Annotated in this window: 10 protein-coding genes and 4 tRNA genes; 11 read left to right on the forward strand and 3 right to left on the reverse strand. The window is 57.6% G+C overall.

Translation table 11 applies throughout. The features are described 5' to 3' along the window. Positions 1-117: 117 nt before the first annotated feature. Positions 118-972, reverse strand: coding sequence for a bifunctional methylenetetrahydrofolate dehydrogenase/methenyltetrahydrofolate cyclohydrolase FolD (gene folD, locus HKK53_RS31315; RefSeq protein WP_169373960.1), 855 nt, complete (start codon positions 970-972; stop codon positions 118-120). Positions 973-1,246: 274 nt separating this feature from the next. Between folD and HKK53_RS31320 the strand changes: the two genes are divergently transcribed. The 11 genes from HKK53_RS31320 to HKK53_RS31370 all read left to right on the forward strand — a co-directional run bounded on the left by HKK53_RS31320 (position 1,247) and on the right by HKK53_RS31370 (position 11,700). Then, positions 1,247-1,323, forward strand: a tRNA-Arg gene (locus HKK53_RS31320). Between the two features lie 32 nt (positions 1,324-1,355). Beyond that, positions 1,356-1,431: transfer RNA gene (locus tag HKK53_RS31325), tRNA-His, on the forward strand. A gap of 57 nt (positions 1,432-1,488) precedes the next feature. Then, positions 1,489-1,573, forward strand: a tRNA-Leu gene (locus HKK53_RS31330). Positions 1,574-1,651: 78 nt separating this feature from the next. Next, a tRNA-His gene (locus tag HKK53_RS31335) sits at positions 1,652-1,727 on the forward strand. A gap of 402 nt (positions 1,728-2,129) precedes the next feature. Further along, positions 2,130-3,440 (forward strand): trigger factor, encoded by a 1,311-nt coding sequence (gene tig, locus HKK53_RS31340; RefSeq protein ID WP_169373961.1) that lies wholly within the window; start codon positions 2,130-2,132, stop codon positions 3,438-3,440. A gap of 93 nt (positions 3,441-3,533) precedes the next feature. Beyond that, the gene (gene clpP, locus HKK53_RS31345; protein WP_008148423.1) at positions 3,534-4,169 is read left to right on the forward strand and encodes an ATP-dependent Clp endopeptidase proteolytic subunit ClpP; all 636 of its coding nucleotides are present in this window, start codon (positions 3,534-3,536) and stop codon (positions 4,167-4,169) included. Positions 4,170-4,280: 111 nt separating this feature from the next. Further along, complete coding sequence (gene clpX / locus HKK53_RS31350) at positions 4,281-5,564, forward strand: ATP-dependent Clp protease ATP-binding subunit ClpX (RefSeq protein WP_133838758.1); 1,284 nt, start codon at positions 4,281-4,283, stop codon at positions 5,562-5,564. Positions 5,565-5,725: 161 nt separating this feature from the next. Then, on the forward strand, positions 5,726-8,122 hold the full coding sequence (gene lon / locus HKK53_RS31355) for an endopeptidase La (RefSeq protein ID WP_169373962.1): 2,397 nt from the start codon (positions 5,726-5,728) through the stop codon (positions 8,120-8,122). A gap of 148 nt (positions 8,123-8,270) precedes the next feature. Continuing rightward, a complete protein-coding gene (locus HKK53_RS31360) occupies positions 8,271-8,543 on the forward strand; it encodes an HU family DNA-binding protein (protein ID WP_002552737.1) in 273 nt (90 codons plus the stop codon). A gap of 233 nt (positions 8,544-8,776) precedes the next feature. Beyond that, entirely contained in the window at positions 8,777-10,648 is a 1,872-nt protein-coding gene (locus HKK53_RS31365) for a SurA N-terminal domain-containing protein (protein WP_169373963.1), read from the forward strand. A gap of 227 nt (positions 10,649-10,875) precedes the next feature. After that, entirely contained in the window at positions 10,876-11,700 is an 825-nt protein-coding gene (locus HKK53_RS31370) for a DUF2242 domain-containing protein (RefSeq protein ID WP_169373964.1), read from the forward strand. Between the two features lie 349 nt (positions 11,701-12,049). On the opposite strand, the gene HKK53_RS31375 is transcribed toward HKK53_RS31370, so the two are convergent. Then, positions 12,050-13,087 (reverse strand): AraC family transcriptional regulator, encoded by a 1,038-nt coding sequence (locus tag HKK53_RS31375; protein ID WP_169373965.1) that lies wholly within the window; start codon positions 13,085-13,087, stop codon positions 12,050-12,052. Positions 13,088-13,090: 3 nt separating this feature from the next. After that, positions 13,091-14,221 carry a carbon-nitrogen hydrolase family protein gene (locus HKK53_RS31380; RefSeq protein WP_169373966.1) on the reverse strand — a complete coding sequence of 377 codons (1,131 nt, stop codon included), beginning with the start codon at positions 14,219-14,221 and terminating at the stop codon, positions 13,091-13,093. Between the last annotated feature and the right edge of the window lie 121 nt (positions 14,222-14,342).

Consider the following 14,342-nt stretch of genomic DNA (forward strand, 5'->3'; position numbering starts at 1 on the left):
TAGGACGGTTTGAGGTTTTCGAGCGTTGGCCGTCCGGCTGTCGTTCGGAGGCAGGCCTGAAAACAGAAAACCCCGCCAATGGCGGGGTTTCGTGTTTGTTCGGTGTAGCGACTGGAATCAGCCGTGCAGTGTTTCTGCTGCGTACAACGTATTTTCCAGCAGGCAGGCGCGGGTCATCGGGCCGACACCGCCAGGCACTGGCGTAATCCAGCCAGCGCGAGGCAGGGCAGTTTCGTAGATCACGTCGCCGACCAGCTTGCCGTCTTCCTGACGGTTGATGCCGACGTCGATCACGATTGCACCTTCCTTGATCCACTCACCCTTGACCAGGCCCGGCTTGCCGGCGGCGACCACCACCAGATCGGCGCGGCCGACGTGGCCGGCCAGATCCTTGGTGAAGCGGTGAGTAACGGTAACGGTGCAACCGGCCAACAGCAATTCCATCGCCATCGGGCGGCCAACAATGTTGGATGCCCCGACAATCACGGCGTCCATCCCGTACAGATCCGCCCCGGTGCTTTCCAGCAGGGTCATGATGCCTTTGGGTGTGCACGGGCGCAGCAGCGGAATGCGCTGGGCCAGACGGCCGACGTTATACGGGTGGAAACCGTCGACATCCTTGTCCGGACGAATGCGCTCCAGCAATTTGGAGGCGTCCAGGTGGGCAGGTAGAGGAAGCTGAAGCAGAACGCCGTCGATTGCCGGGTCGTCGTTCAGGCGATCGATCAGCTCGGTCAGCGCTTCTTGAGTGGTTTCAGAAGGCAGGTCGTAGGCCTGGGACAGGAAGCCGACCTCTTCACAGTCTTTACGCTTGTGCGAGACATAAACCTGAGAGGCAGGATCGCTGCCGACCAGGATCACCGCGAGGCCGGGCGTGCGCAGGCCTTGCTGGCGACGCTCGGCAACTCGTTTGGCGATCTGCTGGCGCAGGCTGGCGGCGATTGACTTGCCGTCGATAAGTTGTGCAGTCATTGCGCGTGATTAACCATCGAGAGGGGAAAAAAAGAGGGCGCATTCTCGCATGTCAGGCGGCAAGGGCAAAGGCGCTTGGTCTGCAAATTCCTCTAAGCCCTTTAATTAAATGAATTTTTTTTAAAAAGGATTTGACGGCCTTTGGGGCGCTCTATACTATTCGTCGCACTTGTCGGGCACAGCCTAGCACTGGATGAGAAGGTCGAGCGGGATTACGGTTCTGCGAGACTGGAAGCACTTAGTTTGTAGTCCTCCAAGAGTACAGATTAATAAGGCGCCCGTAGCTCAGCTGGATAGAGCATCCGCCTTCTAAGCGGATGGTCGCAGGTTCGAGTCCTGCCGGGTGCGCCATTAGGCAGCTTTGGCACAAGTAGCGCAATATGGTGGGCGTAGCTCAGTTGGTAGAGCACGGGATTGTGACTCCCGTTGTCGAGGGTTCGATCCCCTTCGTCCACCCCATATTTCGAAAGGCGCCAGATTAACAGTCTGGCGCCTTTGCTTTAACAGCTTCAAGCCGCGGATGTGGTGGAATTGGTAGACACACTGGATTTAGGTTCCAGCGCCGCGAGGCGTAAGAGTTCGAGTCTCTTCATCCGCACCAAATAAAGCTTCGCCCAGGCCGTTTGGCCTGGCTGGGGCAAAGCAAGGAAGTAGTTTGGTTTCTTTGCAATGCAATATGGTGGGCGTAGCTCAGTTGGTAGAGCACGGGATTGTGACTCCCGTTGTCGAGGGTTCGATCCCCTTCGTCCACCCCATATTTCGAGAGGCGCCAGATTTTACAGTCTGGCGCCTTTTTTGTTTTAGCGGTTCGAGTTTTCAGCGACTGCATGTCCTGAGTCGCAGGGGTGGGGTGTTTCGTCGTATTTTTGTTTCTCGATGATGCCGCGCCGCGCGCCGGCCTTGCTCGCAAGGTCGGCTGTCAGGGAGATGCCTGCTACTTCTTCTATATATAGAAGAGGTGGTGCAGAGCCCTGGCTTGACTGGCTGTATTTGCTAACAGGGCGAGGCACAACCGTTTGTCCCTCGCCTATAAATTGCCTGCTGTTTTTTTACCCGTTTTCAGTAGGGTGACTTCTTGAGTTTGACCCACTAGAATGCATGCCCTTGATTCTGGGGTCGGAAACGGCCGGCTAACGTCTGTGCAACGAGGAATATCCATGCAAGTTTCTGTTGAAAATACTTCTGCTCTTGAGCGCCGCATGAGCATCACCGTGCCGGCTGAGCGCATCGAGACTCAGGTCAACAAGCGTCTGCAGCAGACCGCCCAAAAGGCCAAGATTGCTGGCTTCCGTCCAGGCAAAGTGCCAATGAGTGAAATCAAGCGCCGTTTCGGTGCTGATGCGCGCCAGGAAGCTGTAGGCGATGTGATCCAGTCCTCCTTCTACGAAGCTGTCGTTGAGCAGAAGCTGAACCCGGCTGGCGCTCCTTCGATCGAGCCTAAATCGATCGAAGCTGGCAAAGATCTGGAATACGTCGCGATTTTCGAAGTGTTCCCAGAGTTCACTGTAGCCGGTTTCGACGGTATCACCGTTGAGCGCCTGAGCGCTGACGTGGCTGACGCTGACCTGGACAAGATGCTCGACATCCTGCGCAAGCAGAACACCCGTTTCGAAGTGGCCGAACGTGCTGCCCAGAACGAAGACCAACTGAACATCGATTTCGTTGGCAAGGTTGACGGTGAAGTGTTCGCTGGCGGTTCCGCCAAAGGTACTCAGCTGGTGCTGGGTTCCGGCCGCATGATCCCTGGTTTCGAAGACGGTCTGGTTGGCGCTAAAGCTGGCGAAGAGCGCGTTCTGAACCTGACCTTCCCAGAGGACTACCAGAACCTCGACCTGGCAGGTAAGACTGCTGAGTTCACCGTGACCGTGAACACTGTTTCCGAGCCAAAACTGCCAGAGCTGACCGAAGAATTCTTCGCTCAATTCGGCATCAAGGAAACCGGTCTGGAAGGCTTCCGCACCGAAGTTCGCAAGAACATGGAGCGCGAGCTGCGTCAGGCGATCAAATCCAAGGTCAAGAATCAGGTCATGGACGGTCTGCTGACCACCAACCCGATCGAAGTGCCAAAGGCTCTGCTGTCCAACGAAGTTGACCGTCTGCGCGTGCAGGCTGTTCAGCAGTTCGGCGGCAACATCAAGCCTGATCAACTGCCGGCCGAGCTGTTCGAAGAACAAGCCAAGCGCCGCGTTGTGCTGGGTCTGATCGTGGCTGAAGTGGTCAAGCAATTCGACCTCAAGCCAGACGAAGCCCGCGTTCGCGAAATGATTCAGGAAATGGCTTCGGCCTACCAAGAGCCTGAGCAGGTTGTGTCCTGGTACTACAAGAACGACCAGCAACTGAACGAAGTCCGTTCGGTTGTGCTGGAAGAACAAGTTGTGGATACTGTTCTGCAGAAGGCTAACGTGACCGACAAAGCGGTCTCTTACGAAGAAGCAGTCAAGCCGGTAGAAGCTCCACAAGCCGACTGATCGTTTCTGCGCTAAGAAGTAATCACCATAAGCCAGCCTTCGCGCTGGCTTATGCGTATTCAAGACATAACTATTTGGGAGTGACTGCAGAGCATGTTCCGTAATTCGTATATTCAGCAGAACTCTGATATCCAGGCCGCAGGCGGCCTGGTCCCGATGGTTGTCGAGCAGTCTGCTCGTGGCGAGCGCGCTTACGACATTTACTCGCGTCTGCTCAAGGAGCGAGTAATCTTTCTGGTTGGTCCGGTAGAGGACTACATGGCCAACCTGATCTGTGCGCAACTGCTGTTCCTTGAAGCGGAAAACCCGGACAAGGACATCCATCTCTATATCAACTCCCCGGGCGGTTCGGTGACAGCAGGCATGTCGATCTACGACACCATGCAGTTCATCAAACCCAACGTGTCCACCACTTGTATTGGCCAGGCCTGCAGCATGGGCGCGTTCCTGTTGACGGCCGGTGCCGCTGGCAAGCGTTTCTGCCTGCCGAACTCGCGTGTGATGATTCACCAGCCATTGGGCGGTTTCCAGGGTCAGGCATCGGATATCGAAATCCATGCCAAGGAAATCCTCTTCATTCGTGAGCGTCTCAACACGCTGATGGCCAAGCACAGCGGGCACACGCTGGAAGAAATCGAGCGCGACACCAACCGCGATAATTTCATGAGCGCAGAAGCCGCGCGTGAGTACGGGTTGATCGATGAAGTGATCAGCCAGCGCCCCGCTTAAATAAGCAGCTCAAAATAGGCTTGGTCGGCCGCTCCGATCACTAGCGGGCTTGAAAAAGCCCGCAATAGCCTTCATCTTGTGTTGCAAGCCTATCGGATTTGGATCGAACGAATGACTGACACCCGCAACGGCGAGGACAACGGCAAGCTGCTCTATTGCTCCTTCTGTGGCAAAAGCCAGCATGAAGTGCGCAAATTGATTGCCGGCCCCTCGGTCTTTATCTGCGACGAGTGCGTCGACCTGTGCAATGACATCATCCGTGAGGAGGTGCAGGAAGCCCAGGCCGAGAGCAGCGCGCATAAATTGCCTTCGCCTAAAGAAATCAGCGGCATCCTTGATCAGTATGTGATTGGTCAGGAGCGTGCGAAAAAGGTTCTGGCCGTAGCGGTGTACAACCACTACAAGCGTCTGAACCAGCGTGACAAAAAGAATGACGACGTCGAACTCGGCAAGAGCAACATCTTGCTGATCGGCCCGACAGGCTCGGGTAAAACCCTGCTTGCCGAAACACTGGCCCGTTTGCTGAACGTTCCGTTCACCATCGCCGACGCAACCACCCTCACCGAGGCCGGTTACGTAGGTGAAGATGTCGAGAACATCATTCAGAAGCTGCTGCAGAAGTGCGATTACGATGTGGAAAAAGCCCAGATGGGCATTGTCTACATCGATGAAATCGACAAGATTTCGCGCAAGTCTGACAACCCGTCGATCACCCGGGACGTTTCCGGTGAAGGCGTACAGCAGGCCTTGCTCAAGTTGATCGAAGGCACGGTCGCTTCCGTTCCGCCGCAAGGTGGTCGCAAGCATCCGCAGCAGGAATTCCTTCAGGTCGATACCCGTAACATCCTGTTCATCTGCGGTGGTGCGTTCTCCGGTCTGGAGAAGGTTATTCAACAGCGCTCCACCCGTGGCGGCATCGGCTTCAACGCCGAGGTGCGCAGCAAGGAAGAAGGCAAGAAAGTCGGTGAGTCCCTGCGTGAAGTCGAGCCTGACGATCTGGTCAAGTTCGGTCTGATCCCGGAATTCGTCGGTCGTCTGCCGGTCCTCGCCACGCTGGACGAGCTTGATGAGGCTGCGTTGATGCAGATCCTTACCGAGCCGAAAAATGCTCTGACCAAGCAGTATGCCAAGCTGTTCGAGATGGAAGGCGTGGACCTGGAATTCCGGGCCGACGCACTGAAATCGGTCGCCAAACGTGCCCTGGAACGCAAGACCGGTGCCCGTGGCCTGCGTTCGATTCTCGAAGGTGTATTGCTCGACACTATGTATGAAATCCCCTCGCAGTCCGAGGTGAGCAAAGTAGTGATCGATGAAAGCGTTATCGAAGGCAAATCCAAGCCACTGTATATCTACGAAAACAGTGAGCCGACTGCCAAGGCCGCGCCAGACGCTTAAGCGTCACGCAGCTGGAATAAAGAAGGGGCCTTCGGGCCCCTTTTCTTTTAAAGCGTTTTAACACCCTCTTTGCGCTTGTTTTTTTTGAAAGCAGCCCCCATCTTGGTTTCAAGCTTACATCCATCTGTTTACGGCCTAATGGCCGCCGTAGAGGCGAAATCATGAAGACAACCATCGAATTGCCTCTCTTGCCATTGCGTGATGTCGTGGTTTATCCGCACATGGTTATCCCGCTGTTCGTGGGGCGCGAGAAATCCATCGAAGCCCTCGAGGCTGCGATGACGGGCGACAAGCAGATCCTTCTGCTGGCTCAGCGGAACCCTGCTGACGACGATCCCGGTGAAGAAGCACTTTATCGCGTAGGTACCATCGCCACTGTTCTGCAACTGCTCAAGCTGCCTGACGGCACCGTCAAGGTTCTGGTCGAAGGCGAGCAGCGGGGCGCCGTGGAGCGCTTCAGCGAAGTCGACGGCCACTGCCGCGCCGAAGTCTCGCTGATCGACGAAGTCGACGCGCCTGAGCGCGAGTCGGAAGTGTTTGTCCGTAGCCTGCTGGCTCAGTTCGAACAATATGTACAGTTGGGCAAGAAAGTCCCGGCTGAAGTCCTGTCGTCGCTCAACAGCATCGACGAGCCAGGCCGCCTGGTCGACACCATGGCCGCGCACATGGCCCTGAAGATCGAGCAGAAGCAGGAAATTCTCGAAATCATCGATTTGTCGGCCCGGGTCGAGCACGTCCTGGCGTTGCTGGATGCCGAGATCGACCTGCTGCAAGTCGAAAAACGCATTCGCGGTCGCGTCAAAAAACAAATGGAGCGCAGTCAGCGCGAGTACTACCTGAATGAGCAGATGAAGGCCATTCAGAAGGAGCTCGGCGACAGCGAGGAAGGCCACAACGAAATCGAAGAGCTGAAAAAGCGCATCGATGCCGCCGGCCTGCCGAAAGATGCCTTGGCCAAGGCCCAGGGCGAACTGAACAAGCTCAAGCAAATGTCGCCAATGTCCGCGGAAGCGACCGTGGTGCGTTCGTATATCGACTGGCTGGTTCAGGTGCCGTGGAAGGCTCAGAGCAAGGTGCGTCTGGACCTGGCTCGTGCCGAAGACATTCTCGATGCAGACCACTACGGTCTGGACGAAGTCAAAGAACGCATCCTCGAATACCTCGCCGTGCAAAAGCGCGTGAAGAAAATTCGTGGACCGGTGTTGTGCCTCGTCGGTCCTCCAGGGGTGGGTAAAACCTCTCTGGCGGAGTCGATTGCACACGCCACCAACCGCAAATTCGTCCGTATGGCCCTCGGTGGCGTACGCGATGAAGCGGAAATTCGTGGTCATCGCCGGACTTATATCGGTTCGATGCCCGGAAGATTGATTCAAAAGATGACAAAGGTCGGGGTTCGCAACCCGCTGTTCCTGCTCGATGAAATCGACAAAATGGGCAGCGATATGCGTGGTGACCCAGCGTCGGCGTTGCTGGAAGTGCTCGATCCGGAGCAGAACCACAACTTCAACGATCACTATCTGGAAGTCGACTACGACCTGTCCGATGTGATGTTCCTTTGCACCTCCAACTCCATGAACATTCCACCGGCGCTGCTGGACCGGATGGAAGTGATTCGTCTGCCGGGCTACACCGAAGACGAGAAGATCAACATCGCCGTCAAATACCTTTCGCCCAAGCAGATTCAGGCCAACGGCTTGAAGAAAGGCGAGCTGGAATTCGACGCCGAAGCGATCCGCGACATCATCCGCTACTACACCCGCGAAGCCGGTGTGCGGGGGCTGGAGCGCCAGATTGCCAAGGTTTGCCGCAAGACGGTCAAAGAGCACGCACTGGAAAAACGCTTCTCGGTGAAGGTCACTGCCGAGATGCTGGAACACTTCCTGGGCGTGCGCAAATTCCGCTACGGTCTGGCTGAATCCCAGGACCAGATCGGTCAAGTGACCGGCCTGGCGTGGACTCAAGTGGGTGGCGAATTACTGACCATCGAAGCCGCTGTCGTACCGGGCAAGGGCCAGTTGATCAAGACCGGTTCCCTGGGTGATGTGATGGTCGAATCGATCACCGCCGCACTGACCGTTGTTCGCAGCCGTGCCAAGAGCCTGGGGATCCCCCTGGACTTCCACGAGAAGCGCGACACGCACATCCACATGCCAGAAGGGGCGACCCCGAAGGACGGCCCTAGCGCCGGTGTAGGCATGTGCACGGCCCTGGTGTCGGCATTGACTGGCATTCCTGTGCGCGCGGACGTCGCCATGACAGGCGAAATTACCCTGCGTGGCCAGGTGCTGGCGATCGGCGGTTTGAAGGAAAAACTGCTGGCGGCACACCGCGGCGGGATCAAGACGGTGATCATTCCTGAAGAGAACGTACGCGATTTGAAGGAAATTCCTGACAATATTAAGCAAGATCTGCAGATTAAACCGGTTAAATGGATTGACGAGGTCCTGCAAATTGCGCTGCAATACGCGCCGGAGCCCTTGCCGGATGTGGCTCCGGAGATAGTTGCAAAGGATGAAAAACGCGAGTCTGACTCTAAGGAAAGAATTAGCACGCATTAGTACGCATTTGCCTGGGGGGCTTCCTTGACAGCTTTTTAGAGCCCTTGTTATAAAGCGGCTCTTAAGTGTCTGTAGGCCATTCAGCACTCGTTTTTGCTTTCACCAAAAAACTTAGAATCATACTCAAATAGATATAAGGGGACTTAGAGTGAACAAGTCGGAACTGATTGATGCTATCGCTGCATCCGCTGATATCCCGAAAGCTGCTGCTGGCCGTGCGCTGGACGCTGTAATCGAATCCGTCACTGGCGCTCTCAAGGCTGGCGACTCCGTTGTTCTGGTTGGTTTCGGTACGTTCTCCGTCACCGATCGTCCTGCTCGCATCGGTCGTAACCCACAGACCGGTAAGACGCTGGAAATCGCTGCAGCCAAAAAACCAGGTTTCAAAGCCGGTAAAGCACTGAAAGAAGCTGTCAACTAAGTTCGATTCAGGTTTTTGCCTATCCGGGTCGGGGTCATGCCTGACCTGGCAGCGGAGCGGTAGTCCAGCCAACAAGTCGTTGATCTGAGACACCGAGGGTCGCAAGTTCGAACCCTCGGTCCGTTCCGCCAGTTACGAGAAGGCGCATCCCCGGATGCGCCTTTCTTCTATCCGGATTCTACCCACGCTCCACGGTTGCCTAATTTTGAAGTTCAACCGTTTCTGGGGGACGCATGCTGCAGAATATCAGGGACAATTCACAAGGCTGGATTGCCAAGACCATTATCGGGGTCATCGTTGCACTGATGGCTTTGACCGGTTTCGACGCCATTTTCCAGGCCACGACGCACAGCAATGATGCGGCCAAGGTCAACGGCGAAGAAATCAGCCAAAACGAGCTGAGCCAGGCCGTCGATATGCAACGCCGTCAGCTGATGCAACAGCTGGGCAAGGATTTCGATGCGTCGTTGCTCGACGAAAAAATGCTGCGCGAATCGGCCCTCAAGGGCTTGATCGATCGCAAACTGCTGCTGCAAGGCGCAGAAAAGTCGAAGTTCGCTTTCTCCGAAGCCGCTTTGGACCAGGTGATCCTGCAGACGCCTGAATTCCAGGCCGACGGCAAGTTCAGCCCTGAGCGTTTCGACCAGGTGATCCGTCAGCTGGGTTACAGCCGTATGCAATTCCGCCAGATGCTGGCTCAGGAAATGCTGATCGGTCAGCTGCGCGCAGGCTTGGCCGGCAGTGGTTTCGTCACTGATGCACAGGTGCTGGCGTTCGCCCGTCTGGAAAAACAGACCCGCGATTTCGCTTCCCTGCCCATCAAGGTTGATCCGTCAGCGGTCAAGCTGACCGACGACGAAGTCAAGGCGTACTACGACGAACACGCCAAGGAATTCATGACGCCGGATCAGGTGGTCATCGATTACCTGGAATTGAAGAAGGCTTCCTTCTTTGATGAGGTCAGCGTCAAGGACGAAGACCTGCAAGCGGCGTATCAGAAAGAAACCGCCAACCTGGCCGAACAACGCCGGGCTGCGCACATTCTGATCGAAGTGAACGACAAAGTGACCGAGGCGCAAGCCAAGGCCAAGATCGAGGAAGTGCAGGCGCGCTTGGCCAAAGGCGAGAAATTCGAGGCGTTGGCCAAGGAATTCTCCCAGGATCCGGGTTCGGCGAACAACGGCGGTGACCTCGGTTACGCCGGTCCTGGCGTCTACGATCCAGCGTTCGAAAAAGCGCTGTACTCGTTGAACAAGGACCAGGTGTCCGAGCCAATCCGTACTGACTTCGGTTTCCACCTGATCAAGCTGCTGGGCGTTGAAGCGCCGGAAGTTCCGACGTTTGCCAGTCTCAAAGGCAAGCTGACCCGTGAGCTGAAAACCCAGCAGGTCGAGCAGCGTTTCGTCGAGGCGACCAAGCAACTGGAAGATTCGTCGTTCGAAGCCTCTGACCTGGCCCAGCCGGCGCAAGACTTGAAGCTGACCGTCCACACCTCCGCGCCGTTCGGCCGTGAAGGTGGCGAAGGTGTTGCGGCCAACCGTGCCGTGGTCACTGCAGCGTTCAGCCCTGAAGTGCTGGATGAGGGTGCCAACAGCACCGCCATCGAACTCGATCCGGAAACCGTGATCGTGCTGCGCGCCAAGGAACACCTGAAGCCTGCACAGTTGCCGCTCGAAAGCGTGGCCGCGAGCATCCGTACGCAATTGGCCAAGGAGCACGCCAGTGCTGCCGCCAAGACCCAGGCTGATCAGTTGATCGCCAGCCTGCGTGACGGCAAGACCCCACTGGACAAGGCCATCGACGGCCAGAACTGGAAGGTCACCGCAGCCGCTACTCGCGCACAGGAAGGGGTTGACCCAACTGTGCTGCAAGCGCTGTTCCGCATGCCCAAGCCTGCCGCCAAGGACAAGCCGACCTTCAGCAGCGTGACCCTGGCCGATGGTAGCCTGGTGATCGTGCGCTTGAACGGCGTGAACGAAGCCGCAGCGCCGACCGATGAAGAGAAGGCTCAATACCGTCGCTTCCTCGCTTCGCGCATCGGCCAGCAAGACTTTGCGGCCTACCGCAAGCAACTGGAAAGCGAAGCGGACATCAAGCGTTTTTGATGACTGACTGAGTTTTGCGCGATACAAGAACCCCGGCCGAAAGGCCGGGGTTTTTTATGGGTGGAGCAAAAGATCGCTCTGCCCATCGGGAATCCATCACCGTATGCGACTTTTCCCCCATATAACGGTCAACACACCTGTAACCGTTTTAAGACACTAATCGATGCGACGCTATGCATCGTTCTGTTGCACAATACGCCCCGGACCGTTTTCTCTCAGGATGTTCAATGTTTAGATCAATTCCCATGCGTATCGTCGGGCTGGCACTGGTGCTGGCCGTTGCTGCCGGTTGTTCGTCGAAGAAAGCCGCCATCTATGAGCATGAGAACTTCGACGATTCCGGAACGTTTTCACGCAGCTATCCGGTGACCGATGCGCAGACCTGCGAAGCTGCTCGTCGCGCCTTGCTCAGCCAGGGCTACATCATCACCAGCAGCGACCCGAAACTGGTCAGCGGCCACAAGAGCTTCCAGCAGACCGGCGAGACCCACATGGAGATCAGCTTCAGTGTGGTGTGTGCCGATGATGGCTCTGAAGGCCACCACGCGACCATGTTCGCCAACGCCCTGCAGGACCGCTATGCCCTGAAGAAAACCAACAACTCCGCCAGCCTCGGCGTCGGTGTGTTGGGCTCGGTGTCGATGCCGATCGGTTCGTCCGATGATTCGATGGTCAAGGTGGCCAGCGAAACCGTATCCTCGGCCAAGTTCTACGAGCGTTTCTTTACCCTGGTGGAATTGTTCCTGCCGCCGGAAGCGAAGAAAGCCGCGCACATTGTCGAAAAACCGAAAACCGACCTGGGCGTACCTGAAGCCAAGGCTGCACCAGCACCACTGGTGCCCACGCCAGCGCCCGCACCTGCCGCAGAGCCTGTAGCGGCGCCAGCACCTGTCGAGGCGGCCCCTGCGGCCTCAGAACCGGTCACTCCGCCAGCAGAATCGGCCCCGATCACTCCCGTTGAATCGTCCGAGCCCGCGCCGGCCGAGACCATCACGCCACCGTCGCATCCGGACAACATGCCGCCCCCAAGCGAACCTATTCCGGCCCAGTAAGCGATCCAGGCGTTACGGGAGCGTGTCGAACGACACGCTCCCGTAATGGCCATCAAGCTTGACCCACGTCAAACCAGGCCGTTGTCCTACGGCCTGTATCGAAAAAATCCTGTGATAAATTCCTGACCACCTGCTACGTTTTATTCAGTAGCGGCAGAGTGTCGTGTGAACGTCATTTTTCTTTCACGCGGGCACTTTATGCTCAAGGCGCTGGTTAGTTGATCAGGCCATTTTTAATGAGCGATGGGGGACACCACATTGGACGATTATCAAGAAGAGTTGCTCGAGTACTCGGCGTTTGAACTGGATCCACTGGAACCGGCCGAAGACGCCACCGAGCTGTAAGGCTTTACGCGGATTGGCGATGACTGCGGCGAAACTCGCCGGGTGTCTGGCCGTTCCAGCGTTTGAAGGCCCGTTGAAAGGCTTCGGCTGAGGCAAAGCCGAGCAGATAGGCGATTTCCCCGAATGCCAGTTCGGTATCGCGGATGTAGGTCATGGCCAGGTCGCGGCGAGTGTCGTTGAGAATTGCGCGAAATTGCGTGCCTTCCTCGGCGAGTTTGCGACGCAAGGTCCAGGTCGGCAGCTTCAGGCGTGCCGCCACTTCTTCCAGGTCGGGTTCCCGGCCACCATTGAGTAACGGCCCCAGCAACTGAGTGATGCGTTCACGCAGGCTGCGGGTGCGTGTCAACTGTTCCAGTTCCCTTTCACACAATTGCAGCAGGTGCCGCCAGGTGCTCGGGCAGTGTTGCGGGTTGCGCTGGGCGAGGGCGTTCAGGCTCAGGCGCAGTTGGTTGTGCTCGGCGCCGAACTGGATCGGGCAATCAAACACGCTGTAGGCTTCTCGATACAGCGGTTCTTCGAATTCGATCTCGATGCGCTCGGCACGCAGCGGGGCAGGGCTCACGCTGGACAACTGCTGCAACCAGCCGGCGATGATCGAGTCCACCACGAAGCGGTTGTAGGCGTTGTAGGGGCTGATGGAATAGAAGCGCAGCCAGGCGCCCCGAACGTCTTCGTGAAAGCTCGACTGGCCGCGATAGTTGGAACCGTACAAGGCTTCGAAACGAATCAGGCAACGCGCCGCTTCTCGCACGGTCGGCGCCTGGGCGGCGGTGACGCCAGCCAGGCCGGCCTGACTCAAGCGACTGAGCTGGCCCATGCGCAAGCCCAGCGCCGGGTCGCCGGTCAGTTGAATCGCCCCGTGGCCCAGGCGCATGTAGCGCGGGATCGACAGTCGCGCACCGGCTTCGCCCAGGCGCGCCGCGTCGAGGCCGTACTGTTCGAGCAAGGGCTGTGGGTCGGCGCCGTGGCTGTGCACGGCATCGGCCAGGCTATGAACGAAGCCCACCGACAGATCCCCGAGGCGCATCGGCAGCGGCTTCATGGTTTACAACCAGAGGTTCAGCATGCGCGCGCCACGCTCATTGCCGTCGGCGGAGTGTTGACCATTGTTGCTGAGGAAGCTCTGACCGGCGCTGCCCTTGTCCCAGAACTGCCCGCGCAGGAATACGCTCATGCCGGCGATGGCCTGGCTGCTGGGTGGCTGGGCGATCAGGGTCAGGCGATGCCAGGCCTGGCCTTCGCTGAGTTCACCGGCCTTGAGGCTGACCGAGCCGGGTGTCGACAGGCCTTTGTAACCGCGCCACGGTTTGTCCCAGGTGCCGCGCCCGACGACGAACGCCGGGACCGCCACCAGTTGCGCGCCTTGGTCGTCGAGTTTGCGGTAGTTGTCCGGGTACCAGCTGTCGCTGCCGATCAAGATGCCCAAGCGTCCGGCCGGGGTGTCAATTACGTTGACCGTGTGATCGGTGTTGGCGGCGAGGGTGTCCTGTTCCGCGAAGATCGGGTGCATCTGCCGTTGCGGTTGTCCGATCGGCACACCGTCTCGACCGAACACCACGGTGCTGTTGAACAGCGCGCCGTGACCGATTTTCAGGCTGCCATCACGCACACTTGGCTCCGGCAGCACGATGGAGCCGGCCACCAGGGTCACGTGGAATTCTTTCGCCAGGCCACCGAACAGCGCCTGGTAATCCTTGGCCATGCTTTTGGCCTTCATGCGCAGATGAGCGTCGTCGAGGCGACTGGCGCCCTTGGCGCTGATCAGCGCGCGGACGAATTGCAACGGATTGCTCGCCGCCAGCCAGTTCATGGCTTCCTTCAGGGTGCTGGCCTGGTACAGCTCATCTTTCTCGCCGCTGACCATCAGCCAGGTGCCGACATGTTCCGGCAGCACCACGATGGTTTTGTCGTTCAGCAGGCCCTGGTCCTGGGCTTTTTGCAGATAAGCCGCGAGTTTGCGGTGCAAGCGCTCGGGGCTTTGGTAGTCGGTGGGGAACAGCTCGGGCTGGATGCCCAGCAGATTGCCGCGATCGGCCGGGGTGCCTTGATCGACCGCCAGATTGATCCGCAGGTCTGACAGGTAATGACCCACCGGACGGTCCGCGGCCCACATGGCGTAGGTCGTGAGGGCGGCGATCAACGCCATGGAAAAGGTCAGGTACAGAAGTTTGCGCATGGGAAAGCAGTCAACGGCCGTGTGCAGGATTCGTCGACTAGGGTAGGGCCACGGTCGGCGCTTGCCAAGGGGCGCTGCGCATTTGGATCAATAAGTTGTGAGTTTGGGTCATTGAGTGACA

It is taken from the genome of Pseudomonas sp. ADAK7, assembly GCF_012935675.1.
In the GTDB taxonomy this organism is placed as follows: domain Bacteria; phylum Pseudomonadota; class Gammaproteobacteria; order Pseudomonadales; family Pseudomonadaceae; genus Aquipseudomonas.

Bases quoted from the DNA above. Each gene is read 5' to 3' on its own strand.
- folD (WP_169373960.1), bottom strand. From the start codon at position 972: ATGACTGCACAACTTATCGACGGCAAGTCAATCGCCGCCAGCCTGCGC.
- tig (WP_169373961.1), top strand. From the start codon at position 2,130: ATGCAAGTTTCTGTTGAAAATACTTCTGCTCTTGAGCGCCGCATGAGC.
- clpP (WP_008148423.1), top strand. From the start codon at position 3,534: ATGTTCCGTAATTCGTATATTCAGCAGAACTCTGATATCCAGGCCGCA.
- clpX (WP_133838758.1), top strand. From the start codon at position 4,281: ATGACTGACACCCGCAACGGCGAGGACAACGGCAAGCTGCTCTATTGC.
- lon (WP_169373962.1), top strand. From the start codon at position 5,726: ATGAAGACAACCATCGAATTGCCTCTCTTGCCATTGCGTGATGTCGTG.
- HKK53_RS31365 (WP_169373963.1), top strand. From the start codon at position 8,777: ATGCTGCAGAATATCAGGGACAATTCACAAGGCTGGATTGCCAAGACC.
- HKK53_RS31370 (WP_169373964.1), top strand. From the start codon at position 10,876: ATGTTTAGATCAATTCCCATGCGTATCGTCGGGCTGGCACTGGTGCTG.
- HKK53_RS31375 (WP_169373965.1), bottom strand. From the start codon at position 13,087: ATGAAGCCGCTGCCGATGCGCCTCGGGGATCTGTCGGTGGGCTTCGTT.
- HKK53_RS31380 (WP_169373966.1), bottom strand. From the start codon at position 14,221: ATGCGCAAACTTCTGTACCTGACCTTTTCCATGGCGTTGATCGCCGCC.